Here is a 25065-nt window from a genome sequence, read left to right as displayed (position 1 = left end):
GAATTTCAGCATGCGGAGAAGAACGGCCCGGGTCCCCTGGGGCGGGAGGGGGCGCCGGGCCGCCGGCTCAGGAGTCCGAGACCAGGACGCCGCCGTTGGCGACGTCGGACTTCTCGATCTCGGTGAAGACGATCCGGACCGCCTCGCGCTTCGCGCCGAGGATGGAGATCGCCGAGTCGGTGACGGCGGCGACGAACTCCCGGCGCTGGTCGAGGGTGCGGCCGGACAGCAGTTCGACGGTGATGTTGGGCATCTCGGAGCTCCTCAGTAGATGTTCTGTTCAGCGGAACATTGTTCCACGGGTCAGTCGGCCGCGGCGGCGGCTGCTCGCCTGGCGAGCACCTCGTCGGTCTCGACCGGGTCGCTGTTCAGCGAGTCCAGCAGCGTGTCGACGGAGTCGCGGCGTTCCGGCATCAGCAGCCCGAGGCCGACGTACACGACCAGGGAAGTTGCCAGCGGCAACGCGACGACCAGTGTGGTGTCGGTCGACCCGACGCCCCACTTGACCACCGCCCAGACGATCAACCCCGCCGCCCACGACGCGATCGCGGCCCGCGAACCGCAGCGCCGGAACCAGGGCAGCAACCCGAGCATCAGCGGGATCGAGATCGGTCCCATGGTCGCGGCCACCAGGTCCACGACGATCTTCAGTACGACGCCCTGCCCGTTGGTCAGGATCGCGATCAGCATGCTCACCGTCACGAACGTGAACGTGGTGATCCGCGCGAACTTCAGGATCCCCGCGTCGGACAGCTGCCGCAGCTTCGGCACCAGCACCGGGCCGAGGTCGCGCGTGATCACCGACGAGATCACGTTGGCGTCGGAGGCGACCATCGCCATCGTGTGCGAGAAGAAGCCGGCCAGGACCAGGCCGATCAGGCCGCTCGGCAGCAGCAGCTGCGCGAGCTCGACGTACGACTGCTCGGGCTTGCCGAGGTCCGGCACCAGCAGCGGCGCGGCGCACATCGGGATGAACAGCACGAGCGGCCAGACCAGCCACAGGACCGAGGACAGCAGCGCCGACCGCTTGGCCTCCGAGCCGGACGGCGCGGCCATGTAGCGCTGCGCCAGGTTCCACATGCCGCCGTTGTACTCGAAGGTCTTGATGAACAGGAACGCGATCAAGAAGATCGGGGTGTACGGCCCGTTCAGCGCGTCGCCGTGCCCCTCGGGCAGCTGGTCCCACATCTTCCACAGCGTCGGTACGCCGTCCAGGTGCCGCAGGACGCCGACGAACATCGCGATCCCGGCCGCGGCCTGGATGACGAACTGCCCGAAGTCGGTGAGCACGTCGGCCCACAGCCCGCCGAGCGTCGCGTAGAGCATCGTGACGACGCCGGTCAGCAGGATCCCCCACCGCATCGGTACGCCGGTGAAACCGTTCAGCAGCACGGCGATCGCGACCCACTTGGACGCGATGTCGACCACCTTCAGCGCCGCGCCGGAGTACGCGAGCACCTGCTGGGTGGGCAGGTTGTAGCGCTGGGCAAGGTATTCCAGCGGTGACACCACCCCGTGCTTGGCGCGCAGCCGGTTCCAGCGCGCGGCGAACACGAACGCGCCGATCCCGACGCCGACGCCGATCGAGACCGCCCACCACACGTACACGGTGATGCCGTACGTGTAGGCGACCGCGGCGAAGGCGACGAACATGACGGCGCTGTAGCCGGACATGTGGTGCGAGATGCCGGACAACCACCAGGGGATCCGGCCGCCGGTGGTGAAGTAGTCGACGACGGTCTTGATCTTGGTGCGGGACCAGAGCCCGATCAGCACCATCAGCACGAAGTAGCCGGCCAGGACCGTCCAGTCGAGTGTGGTCATGCGAAACCTCCAGGGGCGGAACTCGGTGTCGCGGGGCGGAACCAATTGTTGGTCAGCATTTCTACTCTTGACTTGTGGTTCTGTCTAGTAGAACTTAGTTCCATGAATTCGCCTCTCCAGGTCCGGCACGCCACGCACCCCGCCCAGATCCCCGGTCTCGACACCGCGGGACTTCGCGAGCACTACCTGGTCGACGACCTGTTCACCCCGGACACGGTCACCGCGGTGCTCACCCACCACGACCGGATCGTGCTGGCCGGCGCCCGCCCGGTCTCCGGTCCGCTCACCCTCGGCACCTGGCCGGAGCTGCGCAGCGAGTACTTCCTCGAACGCCGTGAGGCCGGCATCGTCAACGTCGGGGGTCCCGGCACGGTGACCGTCGACGGCACCAAGTTCGAGCTGACCACCGGCGCCTGCCTGTACGCCGGGCGCGGCGCCCAGGAGGTCGTGTTCGAGGGCACCGACGCCGCGTTCTACCTGTTCAGCGCGGCCGCGCACACGGCGTACCCGACGACGCTCGTGCAGCCCGGCGAGGGCAACCGGCTCGAGCTCGGCGACCAGCGGACCGCGAACCGGCGCACGATCGACCAGTACATCCACGCGGGAGGCGTCCAGAGCTGCCAGATCGTGCTCGGCGTCACCACGCTGCACCCCGGCAGCACCTGGAACACGATGCCCGCGCACACCCACGACCGCCGGACCGAGTGCTACCTGTACTTCGGCCTGCCGGAGACCGAGCGGATCGTGCACCTGCTCGGCGAGCCCGACGAGACCCGGCACCTGCTGGTCGCCGACCGCGAGGCGATCATCTCGCCGAGCTGGTCGATCCACTCGGGCGTCGGCACCTCGTCGTACAGCTTCGTCTGGGCGATGGCCGGCGAGAACCAGGCCTTCACCGACATGGACGGCGTCGACGTGACGGAGCTGCGGTGACCGTCTTCTCCCTGGAGGGACGGACCGCCCTGGTGACCGGGGCCCGGCGCGGGATCGGCGCGGCGATCGCCGCCGGGTACGCCGCGGCCGGCGCCGATCTGATCCTGCTCGCACGGGACGCGGCGCTGGAGGACACCCTCGAGGCGATCAAGCTGAACGGCGGCGGTGAGGCGACGGTCGTCACGGCCGACTTCGCCGATCCTGACGCCGTCGAGCAGGTCGCTTCCGACCTGGCCCGTGAGCGCCGGATCGACATCCTGGTCAACAACGCGGGCACGATCCGGCGGGCGCCCGCGGCCGAGACCGCGACGCCCGACTGGCAGCACGTGATCGACGTGAACCTGAACTCGACCTGGGCGGTGACCCGCCCGATCGGCGCCGCGATGGTCGGCCGGGGCGCCGGCAAGATCGTCACGATCGCCTCGCTGCTCAGCTTCCAGGGCGGCGTCACCGTGCCCGCCTACACCGCCAGCAAGCACGCGGTCGCGGGACTGACCAAGGCGCTGGCCAACGAGTGGGGAGCAGCCGGCGTCCAGGTGAACGCGATCGCGCCGGGCTACATCGACACCGACAACACCACGGAGCTCCGGGCCGACCCGTCGCGCGAGGCGGCCATCCGGGAGCGCATCCCGGCCGGTCGCTGGGGCCGGCCGGAGGACCTGGTCGGGGCGGCGGTGTTCCTGGCGTCGGCGGCGTCGGACTACGTGAACGGGCATGTGCTGGCCGTCGACGGGGGATGGCTGGCGCGATGATGCAGTACGGCGTACCGGGTCGAGCAGAGCAGAGGTGACAGGATGAGCGACATGAGTTCACCCTCGGCCATCGACAAGACGCTGATGGTGCTCGACGCCGTCCTCGAGCACTCCCGGTTCACCGACGTGGTGACGGCCACCGGCCTGGCCAAGTCGACCGTGCACCGGATCATGGCGTCGCTGGTCGAGCACGAGTTCGTCGCGCAGTCCGAGGACGGCTCGTACCACCCGGGCCCGAAGGCGCTGCGGCTCGCCGGGCACGCGCTGACCAACGTCGACCTGGCCACGGTCGCCCGGCCGGTGCTCGCCGACCTGGTCGCGCAGACCCGCTGCACGGTGCACGTCGGCCTGCTGAACGGCGACGAGGCGATCTACGTCGCGCGCCTGGACGGCCCGAAGCCGTACCGGATGCCGTCGCGGGTGGGCAAGGCGTTCTGGCTGCACTGCACCGGGATCGGCAAGGCGCTGCTCGCGGAGATGGACGACGACGCGCTGAACGCGCTGATCACGCGGACCGGGCTCCCGGCCCGTACGCCGCTGACGCACACGACGGCGGCCGGATTGAAGGCCGACCTGGCGCAGGTGAAGGCCCGCGGGTTCGCGCTGGACGACGAGGAGAACGAGCCGGGCATCCGCTGCGTCGCGGCCGTGATCCACGACCACACCGCCGCGGCGATCGCGGCGGTGAGCATCTCGACGCTGTCGCTGGAGCAGTCGATCGCGCAGGTCGCGCTGATGGCCCCGGCCGCGATCGAGGCGGCCCGGAAGATCTCGGCGGCGCTGGGCTACATGGAGCCTTCCACCTGAGTCTGCTCGCTCAGGCGGTTCGGCTGAGCGGTCCAGCTCAGGCAGTTACCCGCTGAGCGGTCCAGCTCAGGCGGCGGTCACCTGGGCGGTCTGCTTGCGCGCAACAGCCCAGCGAACGACCGGGACGAACAGCACGCCGATCACGGCGAACCAGACACCCAGGATGATCCAGCCGGGCACGCCCAGTCCCAGCGGCAGCAGCGCCAGCACGGTCGGCGCGACCATCGTGCTGATCGACATGCTCGTCCCCCACACGCCCTGGTACTGGCCCTGCGCCTGGTCGGAGGCCAGGTCGAAGCCGAGCAGGAACGAGCCGGACGACTGCAGCAGCTCGCCGATCACCTGGACGAACGCGCCGATCGCGAGCAGCCCGACGGCGACGACCGCGCCACCGTCCGAGGCGGCGGCGAACAGCACCATCGATGCCAGCAGCAACCAACCCGCCGTGCGGGTCGCTCGGGCCGCTGACGTCGGGTCCTGGATGCCGCGGCTGGAACGGACCTGGAAGAGCGCGACGACGATCGTGTTGATGATCAGCAGCAGCGCGACCGTCCAGCGCGGGGCCTCGGTGTGCTCGACCACCCACAGCGGGATCGCGACGTCGAGGACGGCGTAGTGGATCGACATCGCGGCGTTCAGCGCGGAGACCGCGAGGTAGCCGCGGTCGCGCAGCGCGATCCAGACCGGGCCCTCGGCGGTCTTCGGCTGCGGCGCGACGCGTGGGATGCCGAGGATGATGAACGCCGACGCGCAGGTCAGGACCGAGTCGACGACGAACATCAGCTGGTACGCCGTACGGGTGTCGAAGTGCAGAGCGAGTGCGCCGACGGCGGCCCCGGCCATGATGCCGATGTTGGTGATCGCGCGCAGGTAGGCGCGGGCGGCGACGCGGCCGGCCGAGCCCTGGGTGACCGCCGCGATCAGCGCGGCCCGGACCGCACCGGCGCCGCGGTCGAGCACGGTGACGGCGACCGCGACGACGAGGAACTGCCAGAACGTGTCGACCAGCAGGTAGGCGAGCGACAGCACGGCGACCGAGCTGCTGAGGACGACGAACAGTCCGCGCGGGCCACGACGGTCGGCGACGTGCCCGAGCGGTACGGCGGAGAGCAGGCCGAAGAGGCCGGCGATCGTGAGCCCGAGGCCGACCTCGGCGATGGAGAGGCCGACGATGCGGGTGAAGTACAGCACGCTGACCGTCATCAGCAGGCCGTTGCCGACCCGGCTGAGCAGGGTCGCCAGAGCCAAGGGCCGGAGCGGCCCTGGCTCGGGGATCACGCCCTTCACTGGGTCGCGCTCGGCGTGGAGCCGGGAGTGGAAGCGCGGTTGGCGACCCGCTGCGCCGTTTCCCGCAGCTCGTCCATCAGGTCGACACCGGAGTCCAGCATGCCTTGCATCTTGGCGCTGTCCTGCGCCTCGAACATGACGCCGACGGTCACCTCGTGCTCGGGCCGGCTCACCACGGTGACCTGGTCACCCGCCGCGATCGTGCCGGTCTTCACCACCTTGAAGTACACGCCAGGCCTCTGAGCCTGGTGGAAACGCTTCACCCACCCCGGGATCCCCATCCGGTGCTGGAACGTGACGCACGGGATCCGCGGCGCCCGCACCTGCACCTCGACCTCGTCCCCGAGCCGCCACACCTCGCCGATCAGCGCGTTGGTCAGATCGAGCCCCTCGGTCCGCAGGTTCTCCCCGAACAACCCCGACGGAATCTCCCGCCCGAGCTGCTCGCTCCACCAGCGAGCGTCCTCCTCGGCGTACGCGTACACCGCCTGATCCAGCCCACCGTGGTTGTCGACGTCACAGACCGAGTCCCCCGCCAGCCCGAGCTCCCCCACCCGAACCCGCCCCACCTGCGGCCGCTTGTCGATCGCCGTCCACCCGGTCTCTTTCGGCCCGGGGATCAGTTCCTCCACCACATTCACCGTCAGCAGCCGCATACCAGCATCCTCCCCCGCCCCGGCCCGGCGCTCCACCGAGTTTCACCGCGACAGACACTGCCAGGCTCCCCCGACAGTTTCTGTCCGACCCGTCCGCCAGGATGTCCGCCATGACCCCCGCCGCCTTCGCCGCCCGCTTCCCCGGCCTCCCACCGCTGACCCGACTGGGCACCGCCGGTTCGGGCGCCGAGGTCGTCGGCTTCCCCTCGGCAGGCAACACGGCGGTCGACCAGTGGTCGCTTCTGTACGCCGCCCGCTCGGAGACCGGCCTCCACCCGATCCTCCTGCCACCGGACTTCTTCCAGTACGACGGCGAGCCACGCTCCGCCGACGAGATCATCGCCACCGCCGATCAGCTCGACGGGGCGCAGATCCTCGCCCGGCTGCAGTCGTTCCGCACCCTCCCCACGGAGTCCGGCCGCGAAGGACCCGACGGCATGGAGCTCGCTCAGGAGACCGACTACGCCGGTCCGCTCGGCCGGGACATCCTCCGGCTCGCCATCGGGTGCCAGCCCCGCGCCGACGGCAGCCTCGGGCTGGTCGAGTACGAGGTACTGGTCGGCCTGATCGAGTGCGCCGAACCCTGGCACGTGTTCGCGCACCTCGGCGACGACAACGAGAACTTGGAGCTCGCCGACCACGTCGCGTTCCTGCGCCACCTGCACGAGCTCTACGAGGCAGTCCCGGCGACGCTCCCCCACCGCGCGCTCGAACTCGTTCTGGGCAGACCTCCCGCGTCCGACGAAGACGCCTACGCCGCGGCCGCCATCTACCTGTTCTACAACGACGGCGCCTACGACCAGTACGACTCCGACACCGTGCAGAACCTCGCCGGCAAGCTCAAGGACAACCGCGTCTGGACCGCCTGGTGGGACTAGTCCTGGATCGCCTTCACGATGGCGATGTTGCGGGTCAGCCAGTCCTGCGGCAGTGACTGGTCCGCGCCGGCGTCCTTCAACGTCCACAGCACGTTGAGCATCTGGCGGACGATCACCCAGTCGCGGGTGCGGTCCTCGTCCAGGCCGGCGGCGTCGATCGCGGCGTAGAAGCGCGAGCGGACCCGGAAGCGGATGTCGCCGGAGGCAACGACCTCCTCCCAGCGGTTCCACAGCAGCGGCGGGACCTCGTAGCAGGGGTCGCCCGAGAGCGGCTTCGGGTCGATCACCAGCCAGGGTTCACGCTCGCCGGCCAGCACGTTCTCGTAGTGCAGGTCGGTGTGGATCAGCCGCCCGTCGGTCGCGGGGTCCGCGGCGAAGTCCGACGCGAGCGAGATCGCTTGCTCGACGTACCGGTGCGGCACCGGCGCCGACGCGGGCAGTGCGCGGAAGTCCTCGATCCACCGCTTCAGCTCACCCGACAACGTCCGGTACTGCGGCCCGGCCGCGACGTGCAGCTTCGAGTACGCCGTACCGACGAGCTCGCAGGCCTCCCGGTCGTCGACCGAGGTCAGGTCCCGCGGCGACAACCGCTCGAGCAGCAGCGCGAACCGGCGCGGATCCGCCCGCAGCAACCGCACCGCGCCGCGCCCGCCCCAGGCCTGCAGCGCGAGGTGCTCGGTCTCGGCCTCCCAGTGCGGGAACTGCACCTTCAGCACCGCCACCTCGCCACCACGCGTCAGCACCGGTACGACGACCGCGCACTCCCCGTGCCACGAGGGGCCGTCGATCGTCAGCTCCCACTCACCGAGCAGGTCGCCGACCAGTCGCGGCAGGCGATCGAGGTACGCGCGCCAGTCCGGCCCGCGCGACCCGACCACCAGGAACCCGGCCGGGATCTCGAACGCCGGCACCTACTTCTTGGCCTTCTCGGCGGGCTCGTTGGTCTTCAGCGCGGCGATGAAGGCCTCCTGCGGGACCTCGACCCGTCCGACCATCTTCATCCGCTTCTTGCCTTCCTTCTGCTTCTCCAGCAGCTTGCGCTTGCGGGTGATGTCACCGCCGTAGCACTTGGCGAGCACGTCCTTGCGGATCGCCCGGATCGACTCCCGGGCGATGATCCGGGACCCGATCGCGGCCTGGATCGGCACCTCGAACTGCTGGCGCGGGATCAGCTCCTTGAGCTTGCCGGCCAGCGAGACGCCGTACGCGTAGGCGTTGTCGCGGTGCACGATCGCGGAGAACGCGTCGACGGTCTCGCCCTGCAGCAGGATGTCGACCTTGACCAGCGCCGCGGACTGCTCGCCGGTCGGCTCGTAGTCGAGCGAGGCGTAGCCCTTGGTCTTCGACTTCAGCTGGTCGAAGAAGTCGAAGACGATCTCGGCCAGCGGCAGCGTGTAGCGCAGCTCGACGCGGTCCTCGGACAGGTACTCCATGCCGAGCAGGTTGCCCCGCTTGGTCTGGCACAGGTCCATGATCGTGCCGATGTAGTCCTTCGGGCTGAGGATCGTGGCCCGGACCACCGGCTCGTAGATGTCGGCGATCTTGCCCTCGGGGAACTCGCTCGGGTTGGTGACGACGTGCTCCTTGCCGTCCTCCATCTCGACCCGGTAGACCACGTTCGGCGCGGTCGAGATCAGGTCCAGGTCGAACTCGCGCTCGAGCCGCTCGCGGACGATCTCCATGTGCAGCAGGCCGAGGAAGCCGCAGCGGAAGCCGAAGCCGAGCGCGCCCGAGCTCTCCGGCTCGTACTGCAGGGCCGCGTCGTTCAGCTGCAGGCGCTCGAGCGCGTCGCGCAGCGTCGGGTAGTCGTCGCCGTCGATCGGGAAGAGCCCGGAGTAGACCATCGGCTGGGGGTGCTTGTACCCGCCGAGGGCCTCGGTCGCGCCGCGGACCGACGAGGTGACGGTGTCACCGACGCGGGACTGGCGGACGTCCTTCACGCCGGTGATCAGGTAGCCGACCTCGCCGACGCCGATGCTCGGCGACTTCATCGGCTCGGGCGAGATGACCCCGACCTCGAGCATCTCGTGCACCGCGCCGGTGGACATCATCTTGATCTTGTCGCGGTGCGTCAGCTCGCCGTCGACCACCCGGACGTAGGTGACCACGCCGCGGTAGGTGTCGTACACGGAGTCGAAGATCAGCGCCCGCGGCGGTGCGTCCTTGACGCCCTTGGGCGGCTCGACCTGCGCGACGATCTCGCTGAGCAGGTCCTCGACGCCTTCACCGGTCTTGGCCGAGACCCGCAGGACGTCGGACTCCTTGCAGCCGATGATGTGCGCCAGCTCGGCGGCGTACTTCTCCGGCATCGCGCCGGGCAGGTCGATCTTGTTCAGCACCGGGACGATGTGCAGGTCCGCGTTCAGCGCGAGGTAGAGGTTGGCCAGCGTCTGCGCCTCGATGCCCTGCGCGGCGTCGACCAGCAGGATCGCGCCCTCGCACGCCTCCAGCGACCGCGACACCTCGTAGGTGAAGTCGACGTGGCCGGGGGTGTCGATCATGTTCAGGATGTACGTCGTACCGTCCGGCGCGAGCAGGCCGCCCGGGGTGTCCGGCTTCGGTGTGAACGGCAGCCGGACCGCCTGCGACTTGATCGTGATGCCGCGCTCGCGCTCGATGTCCATCCGGTCCAGGTACTGGGCCCGCATCGAGCGGTCGTCGACCACCCCGGTGATCTGCAGCATCCGGTCGGCCAGCGTCGACTTGCCGTGGTCGATGTGGGCGATGATGCAGAAGTTCCGGATCAGCGACGGGTCGGTGCGACCCGGCTGCGGAACGGTCGTGGGTCCAACGGGCACGGAGGGATCCAGTTCGTCTGAGGGTGGAGACAGGACAACTGCTCCATCTTCCCACGACACGCCAGCCCTTTCCGCATCGAAGCGTGCGGCCGGTGCAACAAACGGCCTGGACCGGTGTCTCTCTACCGTGACGAACATGATGCTGAGCCTGCGCCGGTCCCAGGCTCACCCACCGCCGGTCGCGGAGCGTGAGGCCGCGATCACCAGGCTGTACCAGGAACAGTGGGCCGGGATGGTGCGGCTGGCGCTGCTGATGCTGGGCGACCGCGCCTCCGCCGAGGACGCCGTCCAGGAGTCCTTCACGGCCGTCTACCGGCGCTGGGACAAGATCGAGGACGGCACCCGGGTCGAGGCGTACCTGCGCTCGGCCGTGCTGAACACCAGCCGCTCGGTCCTGCGCCGCCGCAAGCTCGCCGTACTGCACCGGCAGCCCGTCGATCCGCCGGTCTGGTCCGCCGAGAGCCAGGCGATGCTCGGCGAGGACCGGCGCGAGGTTCTGGCCGCGCTGGCGACCCTTCCGGCCCGGCGGCGCGAGGTGCTGGTGATGCGGTTCTACCTGCACCTGTCCGACGCCGCGATCGCCGAGACCCTCGGCATCACCGAGGTCTCGGTCCGCTCGACCGCCTCCCGGGCGCTGAAGTCCCTGCGCGCGAAGCTGAAGGAGGACCGATGAATCTCGACCAGCGTCTGACCGACGCCCTCGACGCCGCGGCCCGGACCGTCCCGAGCGACGCCGTACCGCCTCCTCCTGTACGGCGTACTTCCGTACGCCGCCCGCGGCCGGTGCTCGTGATCGCGCTCGCGGTGGCCGCCGTGCTCGCGGCGGTCGTCGTACCGGTGGCGATCTCGCGCACCGACAACCGCGGCCAGGTCGCCACGGGGGTTTGCGCGACGCCGGCGGCCGTCGAGCCGTTGGCCTACCCACGGCAGAATGGGGCGAAGCCGGCGACCCCGGAACTGGACAAGCTGCCGTTCGGAGCAGCACCGCGGGTCCCGTTCAAGATGGCGCCGAATCGTGAAGGTTCCGGCGGCTACATCCAGGACAACGGTGTCCGGACCCCACTCGAGCGCGGCTACAACTACTTCGGTTTCGGCCGCGTGGACTGCGGTTGGATCGTCGGCCGGCTGGGCTACGGCCCGGGCGGCGAGCTCGCGATCGGGCGGCTCGACACCTCCGGCGCGTTCAGCTCGTTCGGCGGGATCACCGGCGAAGGGGTGGGCCTGTCACCGGACCGGTCGCAGGTCGCCTTCGTCACCCCGACCGGGGACGACCAGGCCCGGGTCACCGTCCGGAACGTTGCGAACGGCAAGGAGACCGCGTCCTGGCCGACCGACTCGGAGACCGAGGTCCTCGGCTGGAACGGGGACGGGATCTGGTTCATGCCTCGCGGCGAACGCTCGCAGACACGCGTCTGGAGGCCGGGCTCGGAGCCCGAACCGGTGGACACCGAGGGACGCCGGCTGACGGCGTACCGGACGACGGATCGGATCCTGCTCAGCGATCCGGCACAGGCCGACGAGGACGGTCCTGCGCCGTGCGTGCGGGTGGCCGAGCTGGACGGCACTCGGCTGAAGACCGTGCGGGAGCAGTGCGGCAGCAGCGGCGGCGCCCTCTCACCGGACGGGAAACTGCTGGTGGCCGACGGGGACGCGGTCGAAGGAGTGGTCGTGGACACCGGGGCCAAGACGCGCCTGAAGCTGTCGCCGCGGGTGTTCCGCGCGGACTACCTCGGCGTTTGGGAGGACGACACTCACCTGCTGGGCCAGATGGGAATGGGGTCCACCCGCGAGGTGATGTTGAGGTGCGACGTCGTCAGCGGAGCGTGCGAGCGCGTCAAGGACGGTCCGCGGCAGACCGCCCCGGTCGGGCCTGACCTCGGCCGCCCCTGACCCCTTCCTTCGGCAGAGCCACCGGCCGGGCCGCTGTCCGGCCGGTGGAAAACCGGCCGCCCGTACGCGGACCGACCATCTACCCTCAGTAGGCATGGCGCACGCACTGGGGACCCGCTTGGCCTACGAACAGGCTCCTGCCCGGGTGCGCGCGTGGGTCGAGCGCTCACTCGGCGCCTCGGTCGTCTCGGCCTCCACGCAGCTGGGCGGGTTCTCGCCCGGCGTGGCGGCACGGCTGGTGACGGCATCGGGCAGGCGTGCCTTCGTCAAGGCGGTCGGGCCCGAGCTGAACCCAGGCACGCCCGACTTGATCCGCAACGAGATCACCGCCATGCAGGCGATCGGCCCGCTGCCACAGACCCCCGGCCTGTACGGCGTGTACGACGACGGCGACTGGGTCGGGATCCTGCTGGAGGACATCTCCGGGTACGTGCCGCCGCATCCCTGGCACCAGCACGACGCCTCCCGGGTGCTCGACGCACTGGCCGAGCTGTCCGAGTCGCTGGACCCAGCGCCCTGGGCCGAGGCGCCAGTCGCGGCCGAGCGCAGTCGGGCCTTCCTGAGCCGGTGGGAGAAGGTGATCGCCGACGGCGTCGCCGTACCGGACTGGGCGGCCGGGCGCGAGCAGGAGCTCGCCGAGCTGGCCCAGACCGGGCTGGACGAGCTGTCGAAGGGCAGTGCGCTGGCGCACTGGGACCTGCGGGCCGACAACCTCCTGCTCACCGAGGACCGGGTCGTCTTCGTCGACTGGGCCCACGCCTCGATCGCACCGGTCTGGACGGACACGGTCATCCTGTGCGGCGACATGTACGAGTCGGTCGACCTGCCGGACCTCCCGGACGAGCCGGGGGTGAACGGCCTGATCGCCGGACTCTGCGCCGGCTACCTGTGGGGCAGCACGCAGCCGCCCCAGCCGAGCATCCCGACCATGCGCGCCTGGCAGTACGCCACCGCCCAGGTGCACTTCGACTGGCTGCGCGAACGCCTGACCCCCTGATGCAGCGTTCTGGCTCGCCGGGCGTCTAGAGGGGTGTGACGAATCCAATGGTGAGCATCGGCGCCGCCGTACCGGTGCCAGACGACGCACCGGCCGCTGTGACCCGGCTGTGCCGGGAGCACTGGGTCGGGCTGGTCCGGCTGGCGGTGCTGATGGTCGACGACCGCCAGTCGGCCGAGGACCTGGTCCAGGAGGCTTTCGCCGAGCTGTACCGGCGCTGGCCGCTCGACGACGCCGCGAAGGCGCTCGGCTACCTCCGGACGACGGTGCTCAACCGCAGCCGCTCCACCCTCCGCCGACGCCGCGTCGCCCGGCTCTACATTCCGCCGCTCGACAGACCCGGCGCCTCCGCCGAGCACGAGGTGGTGCTCGACGAGGAACGCCGAGAGGTCCAACGAGCGCTGCGCAAGCTGCCGGCGAGGGCCCGCGAGGTCCTCGTCCTGCGCTACTACCTCGATCTCCCGCACGCCGAGATCGCCCAGACCCTCGGGATCAGCGAGTCCACCGCCCGCGCCACCGCGTCCCGCGGCCTCGCCCTCCTGACCCAGCACCTGAAGGACGCCTGATGACCGACACCGAGACGCGCCTGCGCGACTACCTGCAGACCAAGGCCGCCACGGTCCCCGACGACGCCGAACCGCCCGGGCTCGACGAGCCGGTCGCCCGCCGCCGCATCTGGCCCGTGCTGGCCGCTGCCGCGACGATCGCCGCGGTCGTCGCCGTACCGGTCGTGTCGAAGCTGACCGCCGAACCACCAGCGGTGGAGCCGGCAGCCAAGCCCGGCCTCAGGGTCCCGTACGCCGTGATGGCGAACCCGGTGACCCTGCACGACGGCGACGTGACCCTACCGCTGGACGACACCATGACGAGCTTCCGCGACAGCGCGCGCGTCGACGGCGGCTGGGTGATCCTGCACCAGGACAAGGAGTCGCGCACCTACCGGCTCGGGCTCCTCCGGCCGACGGGAGACCTGACGCCGTTCGGACCTGGCGAAGCTCGCGGGTTCGAGGTGTCGCCCGACCACCGGCAAGTCGTCACAGCGACTTCGGCCGGAGGAGGAAGGACGCGGTTGGTCACGCTCGACATCGCGACCGGCAACGAGGTGAACAGCCTGGTGGTGCCGTACGGATCGATCACTCCGCGGGGCTGGAACAGCGACGGCGTCTGGCTGATCGAGGAGTACTCCAGCAAGGTGCCGCCCGTCCTCTGGAAGCCCGGCACCGACCAGTTCACGCAACTCCAGGTCGACGACTACGCCGCCAACCTCTTCGTCGGAACCGCGAGCGACCGCGTCATGGCGGTCACCCAGAAGGGCTCGACCACCTGTCTGAGGGCCGGGACGGCGCGTGACGGTCAACTGGCTGTCGACGCCGAGTACTGTGCTCCGGCCACCGAGCGGCGGTACGCCGGCTTCTCCCCGGACGGCGCCACGATCGTCAACCTCGACCACCGGGTCGCCGTCACCGGCGGCCGGACGACGAAGCTCGCGCTGCCGGCCGGGGCCCTGGTGGGTCCGCCTGTGTTCGAGGACGCGACCCATCTGTTGGCGACGCTCGACGGAAAGCCGGCCGGGCACCTCGGCTCTGTTCAGGAGGTCTTCTACCGCTGTGACGTGACCAGAGGTGCCTGCGAGGCCGTGTACACAGCTCCCGCAGACACCTGGGTCAGGCTCGGTCAGCCCTAGGCGTCGACGCGGACCACCGTCGAGCCGGAGCCGGCGGCTCCGTCGGAGTAGGTCAGCAGACCCAGGTACCGCGTACCAGCGGTCAGGCCGGACCAGGCGGCGGTGACGCTCGCTTGGCCGGCCACCTGGACCGACTGGCTGGCAGGAGTCGCCGTGAGGTTGCCCGCCGGGGTCTGGAGCTCCCAGTGGTTCAGCTTGACGCTCTGCTTGTCGGCACCGGCGAACAGGTCGACGTACACGTCGTACGAACCGCCGGCCGGCGCAGGCAGGTTCACCTCTTCCTCGGCCGAGCCGCCGGTGCTGCTGCCGAGCACTGCCGTCGTACCGGCCTTGTAGACGAACACATCCAGGTCGGTGCCTGCCGGATAGTCCGCGTCGAAGGTGGAGAACCGGGCGTACTTCGTCCCGGCCGGCACGTTCACGGTGAACTTGGCGACGTGCTCGTTGGCCGCCGGGTTCGTCGTCGGGAACGAGACTCCGCCCGGGTTCTTCAGCGCGGCGTCGTTGACTCCCGCCGCGGCCAGGCCGACCGCGGAGGTCTGCAGCGTCCCGGCGTACCCGGAAGTGAGCGGGACCGGGACGGACCCGCTCGTGCCGGTGCCGTTGACCTGGACCGGCGCCTTGACGGTCAGCGGCCGGATCGCCAGCGTGCTGCTGACCACGTGCCGCGCGGACCGCAGGTTGAGCTTGCCGAACGAGTACTGCTCCAGCGGAGCGCCGTTGTGCTCGAAGGTCACCCGATACGACGCGCTCGCGCCCGGCAGCAGGACCAGGAGCTTCGGCGTCACGGTGACCTTGAAGCCGGTCAGGCCCTCGACCTTCGGGAAGTAGACCTCGGGCAGCTTGCCGACGTTCTTCACGGTCCGCTTGACCGTCTGTTTGCCGGCCAGGTCGCCGATCGCGATCGTCGGGTAGTTCAGGTCGCTCGGGTCGATCTTGCCCTTGGCGCACAGCTCGTGCGTAGCGCCGACCTGCCCGGACCCGCAGACGAACCGCGCCCAGTCGTCGTACGACGAGTCGTAGACCAGGCCCGGGTCCATCGCGTTCTTCGGCTGCATCAGTCCGGCGCCGTAGCCGAACGGGTTGCCCGGCGAGCCCGCGTCGTTCTGGATCGCGCCGCCCTCGGTGTTGACCGAGGTGGCGGTGGTCAGCAGCGCGGACTTGATCGCCATCGGCGACCAGGTCGGGTACCGGCCCTTCAGGACGGCGGCGGCGCCGGCGATGTGCGGCGCGGCCATCGAGGTACCGCTCATGAACGCGTACTCGCCACCGGCGGCCGCGAACGGCGTGGTCGCGGCGAGCACGTTGGTGCCGGGCGCCATCACGTCCGGCTTGAGGAGGTCGCCGTTGCCGGCCAGGGACGGGCCGCGGCTGGACGAGCTGGCCACCTTCGGCGCGTTCACGCGGACGGTCTTCGCGGCCGCGATCGTGGCGGTCGGGTTCGCGGTCGCGGCGTACGCCTTGACCTCGGGGCCGGCGACGTTGTCGAGGTGGACGGTCGGGACCGAGTGCAGGTCGGAGTCGAGCGTGTTCGCGGTCGGGTTGACCAGGACCATGCCGACACCGCCCGCGGCCTTCACCTGGCGGCTCTTGTCGACGCGGTCGTTGACACCGCGGTCGCAGACGACGATCTTGCCGGCCGCCTTCGCCGGGTCGAGCGTGCCGGGCATGCAGAGCACGAGGTTGGTCTGGTTCGCACCGGCCAGGCCCGCGTCCTTGGCCAGGACGAGCGGCGACTGCGGCGTACCGTTGGCGATGCCCGCGCCGGTGTAGGACTTGCCGTTGCCGAGGGTGACCGTGGTCTGGACCTCGCGGTCATGGGTGCCGTTGGCAACGGTCGTCACCCACGGGTAGTTCTTGCCGACCGTGCTGACGCCGGGGCCGGTGTTGCCCGCGCTGGTCGAGACGAAGACGCCGGCCTTCGCGGCCCGCAGGAACGCCAGGCCGGTCGCGTTGACGAACGTCGAGCCCGAGCCGGAGATCGAGTAGTTGATCACGTCGACCCCGTCGGCGACCGCCGCGTCGATCCCGGCCACGATGTCGGCGTCGGTCCCGCTGCCGCCACCGGCCGCGTCGACGGTCCAGAGCACCTTGTAGATCGCCAGCCGCGCGTGCGGGGCGATGCCGGAACCCTTGCCGTAGTCCCGGCCGAGCACCTTCATGTCGACGCCGTAGTTGCCGACCGCCGTACTGGCCGTGTGGGTGCCGTGGCCGCCGTAGTCCCGGGGCGAGCGGTACTCCTCCGCGATCGGGCGGTCGCCGATGCCGGCGTCGAAGTACCGAGCACCGATCACCTTGTTGTTGCAGGTCACCGGAGCCTCCGTGCCGACCTGGCAGGTGCCCTTCCACTTCTTCTTGACCAGCGCGTCGGACGCCTTGGTGGTCCTGATCGGCGCGAAGCTCGGCCGCTCCGGGGTGAACCCGGAGTCGATCACGCCGACGATCACGCCGTCGCCGGCCTTGTCGACACCGCCGGCCTGCTGCCAGGCGCCGCCCTTGCCGGACAGGCCGAGGTACCGCGGGGTGTCGACGGTGTCCTCGTGCTGCATCTCGCTCGGCTCGACGCTCTTCACACCGGACGTCCTGGCCAGCTTCACCGCGTCGTCGTGCGACATCCGCGCCGAGAACCCGGCGTACGTGTAGTCGTAGTCGTACAGCTTCCGCACACCCGGCACCTGGTCGAGCACCTGGGTCCGCTCGTTGGCGAGGTGCTGGACGTAGCTGACCACCTGGGTCGCCTCGCGCAGCAGCTTGCCACCCGGCAGCACCCGGGTCGCGGCCAGGCCGGCGATGTCCCCGTCGTACTCGGCGACCGGCGAGTCGTCGAGCTGGACGATGTACGCCCCCGTCTCGGACTCCTTGACCTGCGGCTCGACCTGCGTCGCGGTGGGGGTGGACGCCGTCGCGTGGTTCACGGCGGTGGCGACCAAGGCGGTCGCGCTCACGGCGGCGACGGTGAGCACCGTCAGACGCCTGCGGGCGGAAGCTGGCACGGAGTTCCTCCAGAGCTGGACGGAGCTGGCTGGTCGGTCGCGGTCGGCTCCCTGGCCGGCGCGCTGCTCTCGGCTTGCTGCTGCGACGCCGAGGTGGCCGCCGTCCCCAACGGCGCCACGAGGGCCCTGAGTATGCCGGTGGGCCACCCCGATGTCACGCTCGGTCCACGCCGTGTCACAGGTTCAGTGCCTGCTTTTCCCGTCGTACCGCGAGCTTTCCCGCCCTCTTGTGACGAGTCTTCTGCTCTGCTGCTCCCGGGGACTTCTCCTCCGCCCTCCATCGGGCTTCGCCACAGGGAGCCACTCAGTTTGGAGGACCTCCCAAGTTGTTGCTAATCTGTCTCTTCGCGTGTGTGCGTCGGTTTACCGCCCTGCACCCGCCACCTTTCCTGTACTGACCGCAAACTCCTGATCGAGGCTCTGCTCCGTGGCGAACATCAAGTCCCAGATCAAGCGCAACCGCCAGAACGAGGCTGCGCGGCTTCGCAACAAGTCTGTGAAGTCGACCCTCAAGACGGCAGTTCGCCGCTTCCGCGAGGCCGCCGAGGCCGGCGACTCCGCGAAGGCCCAGGAGCAGGCCCAGGTTGCTGGCCGCCTGCTCGACAAGGCCGCCAGCAAGGGCGTCATCCACGCCAACCAGGCCGCCAACCGGAAGTCGTCCATCTTCAAGAAGGCCGCTTCCCTCTGATCGCACCCGACGATCGGCCCTCCACCCAGTGGACCGGGCCGATCGTTTTTGCGTACCCGAAACCGGCCTGACGGCGCCCCGGAACAGGACGCCTGCAGCTCGATCCGCGGCTCAGCCGGCCCTTCATCGCGAGGCGGCCGCCCGTCACTCGGCGTCGCCGACAACATGATCACCGCCGCGCCGCCTAGTCCGGCCGACCCTGCGTTCATCGTCGGCGCCTTCTGCATGTTCCCGACCGCCGCCGGCCTGCGCCCTCAGACCGGCTCGAGCTCGCGGGTCATCCAGATCGAGTCCCCACGCTCGGCATCCGCGGTCACCGACCGCTCCGGGAGAACCCCAGCTTCTCCAGCACCCGGAACGACTCAGCGTTCCACTCCCGCACGGTCGCCCACAACCGCCGCCGCCCCGTCCGAGCAGCAGCCTCGACGACCACCCGCGCCGCCTCCGTCGCATACCCGTACCCGTGCGCCCGCCGCGCCAGTTCGTACGCGATCTCAGGCTCGTCGAACGACGCCTGCCCCACGGTCAACCCGCAGTACCCGATGAACTCCCCCGTGTCCCGCCGCTCGATCACCAGCAACCCCAACCCAGGCGCCGCCGCCAACGGATTCTCGACCAGCCACCCCCGCATCTCCTCGAGTGTCGGCCGCCCCTCAGCATCAACCCGCCGCAACGCCCGAGGATCCCGCTCCAGCCACAACCCCCGGTACTCCTCAGCATCCGCCGCCACCCACCGCCGCAACCGCAACCGCTCGGTCTCCAACTCCGCGGGCAGTTCCCCATAAGTCGCCACCCGCCCAACCTAACGTCCACCCCAGCGAGCCCCCGTAAAACCAAACGACCTCGGCATCCCCAACAGCGCGGCCACAACCGCTAGCTCGCTCCACCAGAGCCGACGACCCGTCGAGGCGCAGCCGGACCAGCCCGCCGCGGCGGCGCGTTCAACGCACACGGTCAGGTAGGCATGACCTGCTGGCGCCGCTCGGCGGCTACTTCGGCGCCGCCCAGGGTGTGCTGCTGATGGCGATCCTCGGCCTGCTCAGCGGTTCAACACGAGCAGACCCAGCACCTGCTGCCCAAGTAGGCGGTCCTGTCGGTGGGTCTGCGGCGGGTGTACGAGCGCGCAGCCGAGTGGTCGGTTCCTCGAGCAGCCACACGCGGTTGAGTCAGCAGGCATACGGGCGAATGCAAGGGCACGCGGTCGAGTCGGCGGCTGTGCGGGCGCGCGGTCGAGTGAGTGGCTTGCCCGGGCAGACACGGTCGCATGAGTGGGTCGCTCGGGCAGGCGCGGTCGAGTGGGAAGGTATGCGGGCAGGTCGAGTGGGCAGGTGTGCGGGGTGCGAACGGGTTGCTCCGGCAGGCAAGCGCGGTCGAGATGGTGGGTGCTTGGCGGCCTGCTCGTCGATGGGCTCGCGGGCATCACCGACGGCAGCGAGCAGCATCGCTCGGCTGCTGGCCGGCTACAGCGATCGCGCAAGTGCACGGACCTATACCGCTCCTGCAGCCGCCCAGCGTGGTGGCGTCAACGACGCTCCAACGGCTCCGCGGCACGAGAGCGTGGCGTCAGAGCAACGAGCGAGTCGCCGAAGGCGCTGCCCTCGCCAGAGTCGTCGATGGCGGGGAGCAGCGTCGCGCAACTGCGGGCCGGGTGCAGAGCGACCGCGTGGCGTACGCCGACCCGTACCGCTCCCCCTAGGCGCCCGGCGTGGTGACACCAGGTACGCCCCAACGCTGCTCGGCCCGAGGGCGTGCGGCGAGCGGCGACGAGCGGGTGACCGCCGAAGGCGCTGTCGCAGGCGCGCAGCGTGATGGCAGCGGCTACGCCCCCACGGCTGCTCGGCCTGAGAGCGCGCGGTCAGCGGCGACGCGCGGGTTGCATCGAAGGCGCCGCCGTCGGCGCCGGGGTAGCTCGACGGCGCCTAGCTCAGCACGCTCGAGGAGCGCCTGTAGTCCCTGCAGGTGCCTGGCGTGACGGGCCTTCTACGCACAACGCCTGGCTGGCTTGGAGCGTGGGGTCAGCGGCGGCCGTGGGCTCGGCTTACGGTGATGACCATGCGTTCGAGGGCGTAGCCGGCGTCGCCGGAGGCGCCTTTGACGTCGGCGTCGGCCTGGGCTACTGCTTTGATCGCGGTGGCGAGGCCGCCGGGGGTCCAGCCGCGGGACTGTTGGCGGAGGGACTTCAGCTTCCACGGGGGTACGCCGACCTCGCGGGCCAGGTCTGCTTCGCGGAGGCCGGGGGGTGCGCTCGAGAACTTCGCCAGGCCTCGGAGTCCGCCGGCCATTGCGCTGGTGACCAGGACTGCTGCGACGCCGCAGTCGAGGGCCCAGCGCAACTGTTCCAGCGCCGGCTCGGTGCGGCCGGCGATTGCTGCGTCGGCTACTGCGAAGCTCGTGACCTCGGCGCGGCCGCCGAAGTACTGGCTGATCAGGTCGGTCGAGATCGAGCGGCCGTCTGAGTCCGATACCAGCTGAGAGCACGCGCCCGACAACGCCCGGAGGTCGTGCCCGACGGCGTCCACCAGCGCGGCCGCGGCGTGGTCGTCGATCGAACCACCGTGCAGGCGGATCTCCCCCACCACGAACTGCGGCAGCTCCCAGGTCTTCGGCGCCGTCGCGACGACCTCGTTGACCGAGGCCTTGCGCAGCTTGTCGAGGACGCCCTTGCCCTTCTGGCCGCCTGAGTGCACGAGGACGACCAGTACGTCGTCCGCCGGTGCCCCGGCGTAGTCCAGTAAGTAGGTGACCATCTCGGCCGGCAGGTTCTCCAGCATGCGTAGTACGAGGACGCGTTCCGTCGCGAACAACGACGGGCCGGTCAGCTCGGCGAACACCCCGACATCGAGCTCGCCGGCGCCGACATCGGTGACCTCGACGTCGGTCTTGCCCTTGGACACCGCCGCGATGGCCGACCGCACCGCGCGATCCGCCAAGAACGTTTCCGAGCCGGTGACGAGCAACACGTCACCGAGCTTGGGCGCACCACTTTTCCGAGCTGCCATAACCCGCACAGCATCCCACGGCCCACCGACAAGCCCCGCTTCAGCCCGGAGATCACGACGGTTGGTCCGGGTGGGCCTTCCGCCACCCGGTCGCTCAGGTCGAGTAGATCGACCAAGCGCCTTTCCAGGTGTGGGCAGGGCCGCTGCCGGGGATGGCGTCGCTGCGGCCCGGAGAGAAAGGAAATGGCGGGATGGTGCAGGCGCTTGACGCCGAACGTGCGCTGATGGACGTGGCGCGAACCGCAGCACGGTGTCGAACGGGTGGCCTGAGTGCTGAGCGGCAGCGGAAGCCGAACGTGCGCTAGTGGACGTGGGGGAACTGCAGGACGGTGTCGAACGGGTGGTCTGGGTGCTGAGCGGCAGCGGAAGCCGACCGGTGCCGGCGCACGTGCCGCCGCTTGGTGCCGCCGAGGCCGACGAGCCCGGCAGCCGGCCAGGGGCACCGGCGTCGCTGGTTTTGGCCGCGCGGGATCTGATGAGGACGTACGGACAGGGCCGGTCGACGAGGTCCTGACTGCGCGGCCGGACACGCTGGGCTGCGGGGCACGATGAGCTCCCGGACACGGTGAGCTGGGATTCGTGAGTGGTGCGGGGTGTTGGTCATGGCTGCCTGCCTTGGGTGGCGGTGGCCAGGGAACCGTTGTCGGTGGTGACGGCGACTGCTCCGGCGGTGTCGGTACGGCGGATGGTCGTGCCGGTTCGGGTGAGGAGGTCCAGCGTTCGTGGGGCTGGGTGGCCGTAGTCGTTGGCCAGGCCGACGGAGATGACGGCCAGGCGGGGGCCGGTCTGGGCGAAGAAGGCCGGGTCTTGGCGGGCTGAACCGTGGTGCGGGACCTTGAGGATGTCGGCGCGGAGGTCGGGGTGAGCGGCCAGGACGGCTCGCTGGGCTTCGGGTTCGAGGTCGCCGGTGAGCAAGATGCGCAGGCCGGCGGTCTCGACGAGCATGACGATGCTGGCGTTGTTCTCGGGCGAGCTCTCGTTGTCGCTGGTGGTCGACGGGTTGCCGGGCAGGGACGGGACCTGGGCCGGCCAGAGCGTCGTCCAGGTGAGGGCGCCGACGGTTCGGCGTTCGAGGTAGGTGACCGGGCGGACGGGGATCTGGTGGGTTGCCGCGAGGGCTTGGACTCGGCGGTGTTCGGCGGGTGGGGAGAAGTACGGCGTCACCTCTAGCTCGTCGACCTGGCGATCGTTGAGCGCACCGGCGAGACCGCCGGCGTGGTCGGCGTGGAAGTGGGTGAGCACCAGGACGGGGATGTGGGTGATGTCGAGGTCTTGGAGGCAGCGGTCCATGGGAGTCGGGTCGGGGCCGGTGTCGACCACCACGGCGGAGTTTGGGCCGGCGCGCAGGACCAAGCCGTCGCCCTGGCCGACAGCGCACGCGACGAGAACCCAGTTGGCCGGCGGCCAACCCAGACGCGGAGTGGGACGCAGTACGACGAACACGAGGATCGCCAGGCAGAGCAGGACAGCCACCGGACGCGCGAGGACTCGGTGCAGGCCGAAGGTCAGTGCAACGCAGAGCAGGGTCAGGATCGTGACACCCACGACCGTCGCGGGCCAGGGACTGACGGCGCCTGGGAGATCTGCGCCGGTCTCGGCGACCAGGATGATCCACCGGGCCGGCCAACTTGCGAGCCAACCGGCCAGGCGGGCCAGATCCGAACTCAGCAAGGCGATTCCGGCGGCGCCGAACCCGAGGATGGTGGCTGGGCCGACCGCGGGACCCGCGAGCAGGTTGGCGGCGACGGCGACCAGGGACACCTGACCCGAGAGCCAGGCGACGACCGGCGTACAGGCAAGTTGGGCTGCTAGTGGGCAGGAGATGGCTTCGGCCAGGCGGAGTGGCATCCAGTTGGCGAGGGCGTCGCGCCAGCCGGGGCCGAGGAGCACGATTCCGGCGGTGGCCAGCACGGAGAGGGCGAAGCCTGCCGAGCGTGCGAGTGAGGTGTCGAGCAGGAGCAGGGCAATGACGGCGACGGACAGGCTGCGGACTGCGCGGCGTCTGCTGCCGCCGGTGGTCATGGCCGCGAGGGCGACCAGGCCCATGGCGGCGGCGCGCAGGACGCTTGGTTGGGGGCGGGCGAGGATGACGAAGGCGACGACGATCAGCAGGCCGACGACGGTCAGGCCGCGGGCGCGGACGCCGAGGAGCCTGGCGAGTGGGAGGACGAAGGCGAGCAGGAGAGTGAGGTTCGTGCCGGAGACCGCCGACAGGTGAGTCAGGCCGGTGAGTTGGAAGTCGGTGACGAGGTCGGGTGGGAGGGCTGATTCGTCGCCCATGACCAGGGCGGGGACGAGGCCGCGTACGTCGTCGGGCTGGTCCTCGACTGATTCTCGGAGGCCGGCGCGGACCTGTTCGGCGGCGCGGAGCCACCAGGCCGGGTCGTCGAGGATCGTGGGTTCTGAGCGGGCGGAGAGCATCGCGGCGACGTCGGAGCCGGGATCCACCGGGCTCAGGCGGCCGGTGGTTTCGACGTGCTGGCCTAGCCGGACGTGCTGCCAGGCGGGTGAGCCGATGACGAGGACCTTGGTGCGGATGCGGGTGGCGGATCCCTTCGCGGTGAGCTGTTCGGCGGTGGCTTTCAGGACGACGTACGGCGGTCGGCGGTTGCCGGGGCTGCTGCGGACGGCGGGGTCGCTGGTGATCTCGAGGTGGAGTTTGGCGGTGGAGTTGCCGGCGGCAAGGGCTGGGAGTGGGCCGGTGGTCAGTTGGTGGATCTGGAGGGCTGAGGCCGCGGCCATGCCGGCGGAGAGGGCGGTGATCGCGACGAGGGTGAAGAGGAGTCGGGAGCGGCGGCGAAGGGCGAGGGTGAGAAGGGTCAAGGTGAGAGCGGTGGCGGTGGCGGCGGTGATGACGGCGACGATGCCGGCTTGAGGCATCAGGAGGATCGCGGTGATCCAGCCCGCGGCGGCGGGGAGGAGGAGGCGGGCGTCGAGAGTGGGCTCTTCGTCGGGGTCGGGGGTGGAGGGCTCTTGGGGGTCAGATGCGGACATGGGGTTTCAGGTCCTCGTACTTCTTGGTGCCTACGCCGGAGACCTCCTGAAGTTGGTCGATGGTGGTGAAGCGGCCGTGCTCGGTGCGGTAGTCGAGGATGCGTTGGGCGAGGACCGGGCCTACGCCGGGGAGGTCGTCGAGTTGGTCGATGGTGGCGGTGTTGAGGTCGATCGGGCCGGTCGTGCTCGGGGTTGTGGGGCGGCTGGATGAGCTGATGGTGGGTGGGACGTTGTTGGGGGTGCCGACGACGATTTGTTCGCCGTCGGTGAGGGGGCGGGCGAGGTTGAGGGTGGTCAGGTCGGTGCCGGGGAGGGCGCCGCCGGCTGCCTCCAGGGCGTCGGCTACTCGGTTGCCGGACTTGGTGTGGATGAGGCCGGGGCGGCGGACCTTGCCGGCTACGTGGACAACGAGGGTGGTTTGTGGGGTTGGTGGTTTGGTCGTTGTGGGGGTTGGGGCGGTGACCGGGGTGCCGGGGGTTTCCGTGGAGCGCTCGGGGACGGGTTCTGGGCGGGAGCGGAGGACGGAGCAGCCGGCCCAGGTCAGGCCTGCGACGAGGACCAGGGCGATGACGATCAGGTGGCGTGGGGCCACGGTCCAGCGGGTGCCGCGCAGGCGTTCGGGCAGCACGGTGTCAGGGATCCATCCGCCTCGCACTTGGTCCTCCCGTTCGTCGGCCGGTCTCGGGGCGGAGGCGGCGCGCAACCGGTCCAGGGCAGCCTGGCGGTCGGCCGGATCCGGCGCGGGAGAGCGGCGTGGTGGCTTCACGCAAGGAAGGTACGAGCGAAAGCACGTTCTCGCGGGTGGAGATTTTGGGCTGTGGAGAACTTGAGGTGGGCTGCGATGCGGCCGGGGAGGTTGCGGGGGTTGGGGTCGCTGCGGCCGGA

General features: G+C 70.2%; 21 protein-coding genes. 10 read left to right on the top strand and 11 right to left on the bottom strand.

Translation table 11 applies throughout. From position 1 onward, the window contains the following. Positions 1-67 precede the first annotated feature (67 nt). Positions 68-253 carry a tautomerase family protein gene (locus ABD235_RS01105; protein ID WP_344167865.1) on the bottom strand — a complete coding sequence of 62 codons (186 nt, stop codon included), beginning with the start codon at positions 251-253 and terminating at the stop codon, positions 68-70. A 50-nt stretch (positions 254-303) separates the two neighbouring features. Beyond that, entirely contained in the window at positions 304-1824 is a 1521-nt protein-coding gene (locus tag ABD235_RS01100) for a sodium:solute symporter family protein (RefSeq protein WP_344167862.1), read from the bottom strand. 102 nt (positions 1825-1926) lie between these two features. Between ABD235_RS01100 and kduI the strand changes: the two genes are divergently transcribed. Genes kduI through ABD235_RS01085 form a run of 3 tightly spaced genes read left to right on the top strand, consistent with a single transcriptional unit; the run spans position 1927 to position 4316 of the window. Continuing rightward, complete coding sequence (kduI, locus tag ABD235_RS01095; RefSeq protein WP_344167859.1) at positions 1927-2757, top strand: 5-dehydro-4-deoxy-D-glucuronate isomerase; 831 nt, start codon at positions 1927-1929, stop codon at positions 2755-2757. Further along, positions 2754-3509, top strand: a complete 756-nt coding sequence (locus ABD235_RS01090) for an SDR family oxidoreductase (RefSeq protein WP_344167856.1) — start codon at positions 2754-2756, stop codon at positions 3507-3509. Before kduI ends, ABD235_RS01090 begins: the two co-directional genes overlap by 4 nt. 51 nt (positions 3510-3560) lie before the next feature. Further along, complete coding sequence (locus ABD235_RS01085; protein WP_344167853.1) at positions 3561-4316, top strand: IclR family transcriptional regulator; 756 nt, start codon at positions 3561-3563, stop codon at positions 4314-4316. Between the two features lie 66 nt (positions 4317-4382). Here the strand turns inward: ABD235_RS01085 and ABD235_RS01080 are convergent, their stop codons facing one another. After that, entirely contained in the window at positions 4383-5564 is a 1182-nt protein-coding gene (locus ABD235_RS01080) for an MFS transporter (protein WP_344167850.1), read from the bottom strand. A gap of 35 nt (positions 5565-5599) precedes the next feature. Beyond that, positions 5600-6259, bottom strand: coding sequence for an MOSC domain-containing protein (locus ABD235_RS01075; RefSeq protein WP_344167847.1), 660 nt, complete (start codon positions 6257-6259; stop codon positions 5600-5602). A gap of 110 nt (positions 6260-6369) precedes the next feature. Between ABD235_RS01075 and ABD235_RS01070 the strand changes: the two genes are divergently transcribed. Beyond that, complete coding sequence (locus ABD235_RS01070) at positions 6370-7137, top strand: DUF4253 domain-containing protein (RefSeq protein ID WP_344167844.1); 768 nt, start codon at positions 6370-6372, stop codon at positions 7135-7137. On the opposite strand, the gene ABD235_RS01065 is transcribed toward ABD235_RS01070, so the two are convergent. Next, the gene (locus ABD235_RS01065) at positions 7134-8048 is read right to left on the bottom strand and encodes an aminoglycoside phosphotransferase family protein (protein ID WP_344167841.1); all 915 of its coding nucleotides are present in this window, start codon (positions 8046-8048) and stop codon (positions 7134-7136) included. The two genes, ABD235_RS01070 and ABD235_RS01065, sit on opposite strands and share 4 nt — an antisense overlap. Beyond that, positions 8049-9935, bottom strand: a complete 1887-nt coding sequence (gene lepA, locus ABD235_RS01060; RefSeq protein WP_344167838.1) for a translation elongation factor 4 — start codon at positions 9933-9935, stop codon at positions 8049-8051. It lies immediately after the preceding gene. Positions 9936-10071: 136 nt separating this feature from the next. Between lepA and ABD235_RS01055 the strand changes: the two genes are divergently transcribed. The 5 genes from ABD235_RS01055 (at position 10072) to ABD235_RS01035 (ending at position 14506) form a co-directional block, all read left to right on the top strand. Beyond that, positions 10072-10608 (top strand): RNA polymerase sigma factor, encoded by a 537-nt coding sequence (locus ABD235_RS01055; protein ID WP_344167835.1) that lies wholly within the window; start codon positions 10072-10074, stop codon positions 10606-10608. Next, positions 10605-11825, top strand: coding sequence for a hypothetical protein (locus tag ABD235_RS01050; RefSeq protein WP_344167832.1), 1221 nt, complete (start codon positions 10605-10607; stop codon positions 11823-11825). Before ABD235_RS01055 ends, ABD235_RS01050 begins: the two co-directional genes overlap by 4 nt. Before the next feature lie 94 nt (positions 11826-11919). Then, positions 11920-12822 carry a phosphotransferase family protein gene (locus ABD235_RS01045; protein WP_344167829.1) on the top strand — a complete coding sequence of 301 codons (903 nt, stop codon included), beginning with the start codon at positions 11920-11922 and terminating at the stop codon, positions 12820-12822. A gap of 47 nt (positions 12823-12869) precedes the next feature. Beyond that, positions 12870-13388 carry an RNA polymerase sigma factor gene (locus ABD235_RS01040; RefSeq protein WP_344167826.1) on the top strand — a complete coding sequence of 173 codons (519 nt, stop codon included), beginning with the start codon at positions 12870-12872 and terminating at the stop codon, positions 13386-13388. Further along, positions 13388-14506, top strand: coding sequence for a hypothetical protein (locus tag ABD235_RS01035; protein ID WP_344167823.1), 1119 nt, complete (start codon positions 13388-13390; stop codon positions 14504-14506). The genes ABD235_RS01040 and ABD235_RS01035 overlap by 1 nt, the downstream gene beginning before the upstream one ends. Here ABD235_RS01035 and ABD235_RS01030 read toward each other — a convergent pair. Continuing rightward, positions 14503-17451 carry a S8 family serine peptidase gene (locus ABD235_RS01030; protein WP_344167820.1) on the bottom strand — a complete coding sequence of 983 codons (2949 nt, stop codon included), beginning with the start codon at positions 17449-17451 and terminating at the stop codon, positions 14503-14505. The two genes, ABD235_RS01035 and ABD235_RS01030, sit on opposite strands and share 4 nt — an antisense overlap. Positions 17452-17926: 475 nt before the next feature. On the opposite strand from ABD235_RS01030, the gene rpsT reads away from it, so the two are divergent. Next, a complete protein-coding gene (gene rpsT, locus ABD235_RS01025; RefSeq protein ID WP_344167817.1) occupies positions 17927-18187 on the top strand; it encodes a 30S ribosomal protein S20 in 261 nt (86 codons plus the stop codon). A gap of 313 nt (positions 18188-18500) precedes the next feature. Here rpsT and ABD235_RS01020 read toward each other — a convergent pair whose 3' ends face one another. The 4 genes from ABD235_RS01020 to ABD235_RS01005 form a co-directional block, all read right to left on the bottom strand. Continuing rightward, complete coding sequence (locus tag ABD235_RS01020) at positions 18501-18980, bottom strand: GNAT family N-acetyltransferase (RefSeq protein WP_344167814.1); 480 nt, start codon at positions 18978-18980, stop codon at positions 18501-18503. Between the two features lie 1222 nt (positions 18981-20202). Next, complete coding sequence (gene holA / locus ABD235_RS01015) at positions 20203-21186, bottom strand: DNA polymerase III subunit delta (RefSeq protein WP_344167811.1); 984 nt, start codon at positions 21184-21186, stop codon at positions 20203-20205. A 600-nt stretch (positions 21187-21786) separates the two neighbouring features. After that, positions 21787-24180, bottom strand: coding sequence for a ComEC/Rec2 family competence protein (locus ABD235_RS01010; RefSeq protein ID WP_344167808.1), 2394 nt, complete (start codon positions 24178-24180; stop codon positions 21787-21789). Continuing rightward, the gene (locus tag ABD235_RS01005; protein WP_344167805.1) at positions 24167-24946 is read right to left on the bottom strand and encodes a ComEA family DNA-binding protein; all 780 of its coding nucleotides are present in this window, start codon (positions 24944-24946) and stop codon (positions 24167-24169) included. The genes ABD235_RS01010 and ABD235_RS01005 overlap by 14 nt, the downstream gene beginning before the upstream one ends. Positions 24947-25065: the final 119 nt, after the last annotated feature.

It is taken from the genome of Kribbella lupini, from assembly GCF_039529595.1.
Classification (GTDB): Bacteria; Actinomycetota; Actinomycetes; order Propionibacteriales; family Kribbellaceae; genus Kribbella; species Kribbella lupini.
The sequence above is the reverse complement of the archived record's forward strand: the minus strand, read 5'-3'. Positions and strand labels throughout refer to the sequence as shown.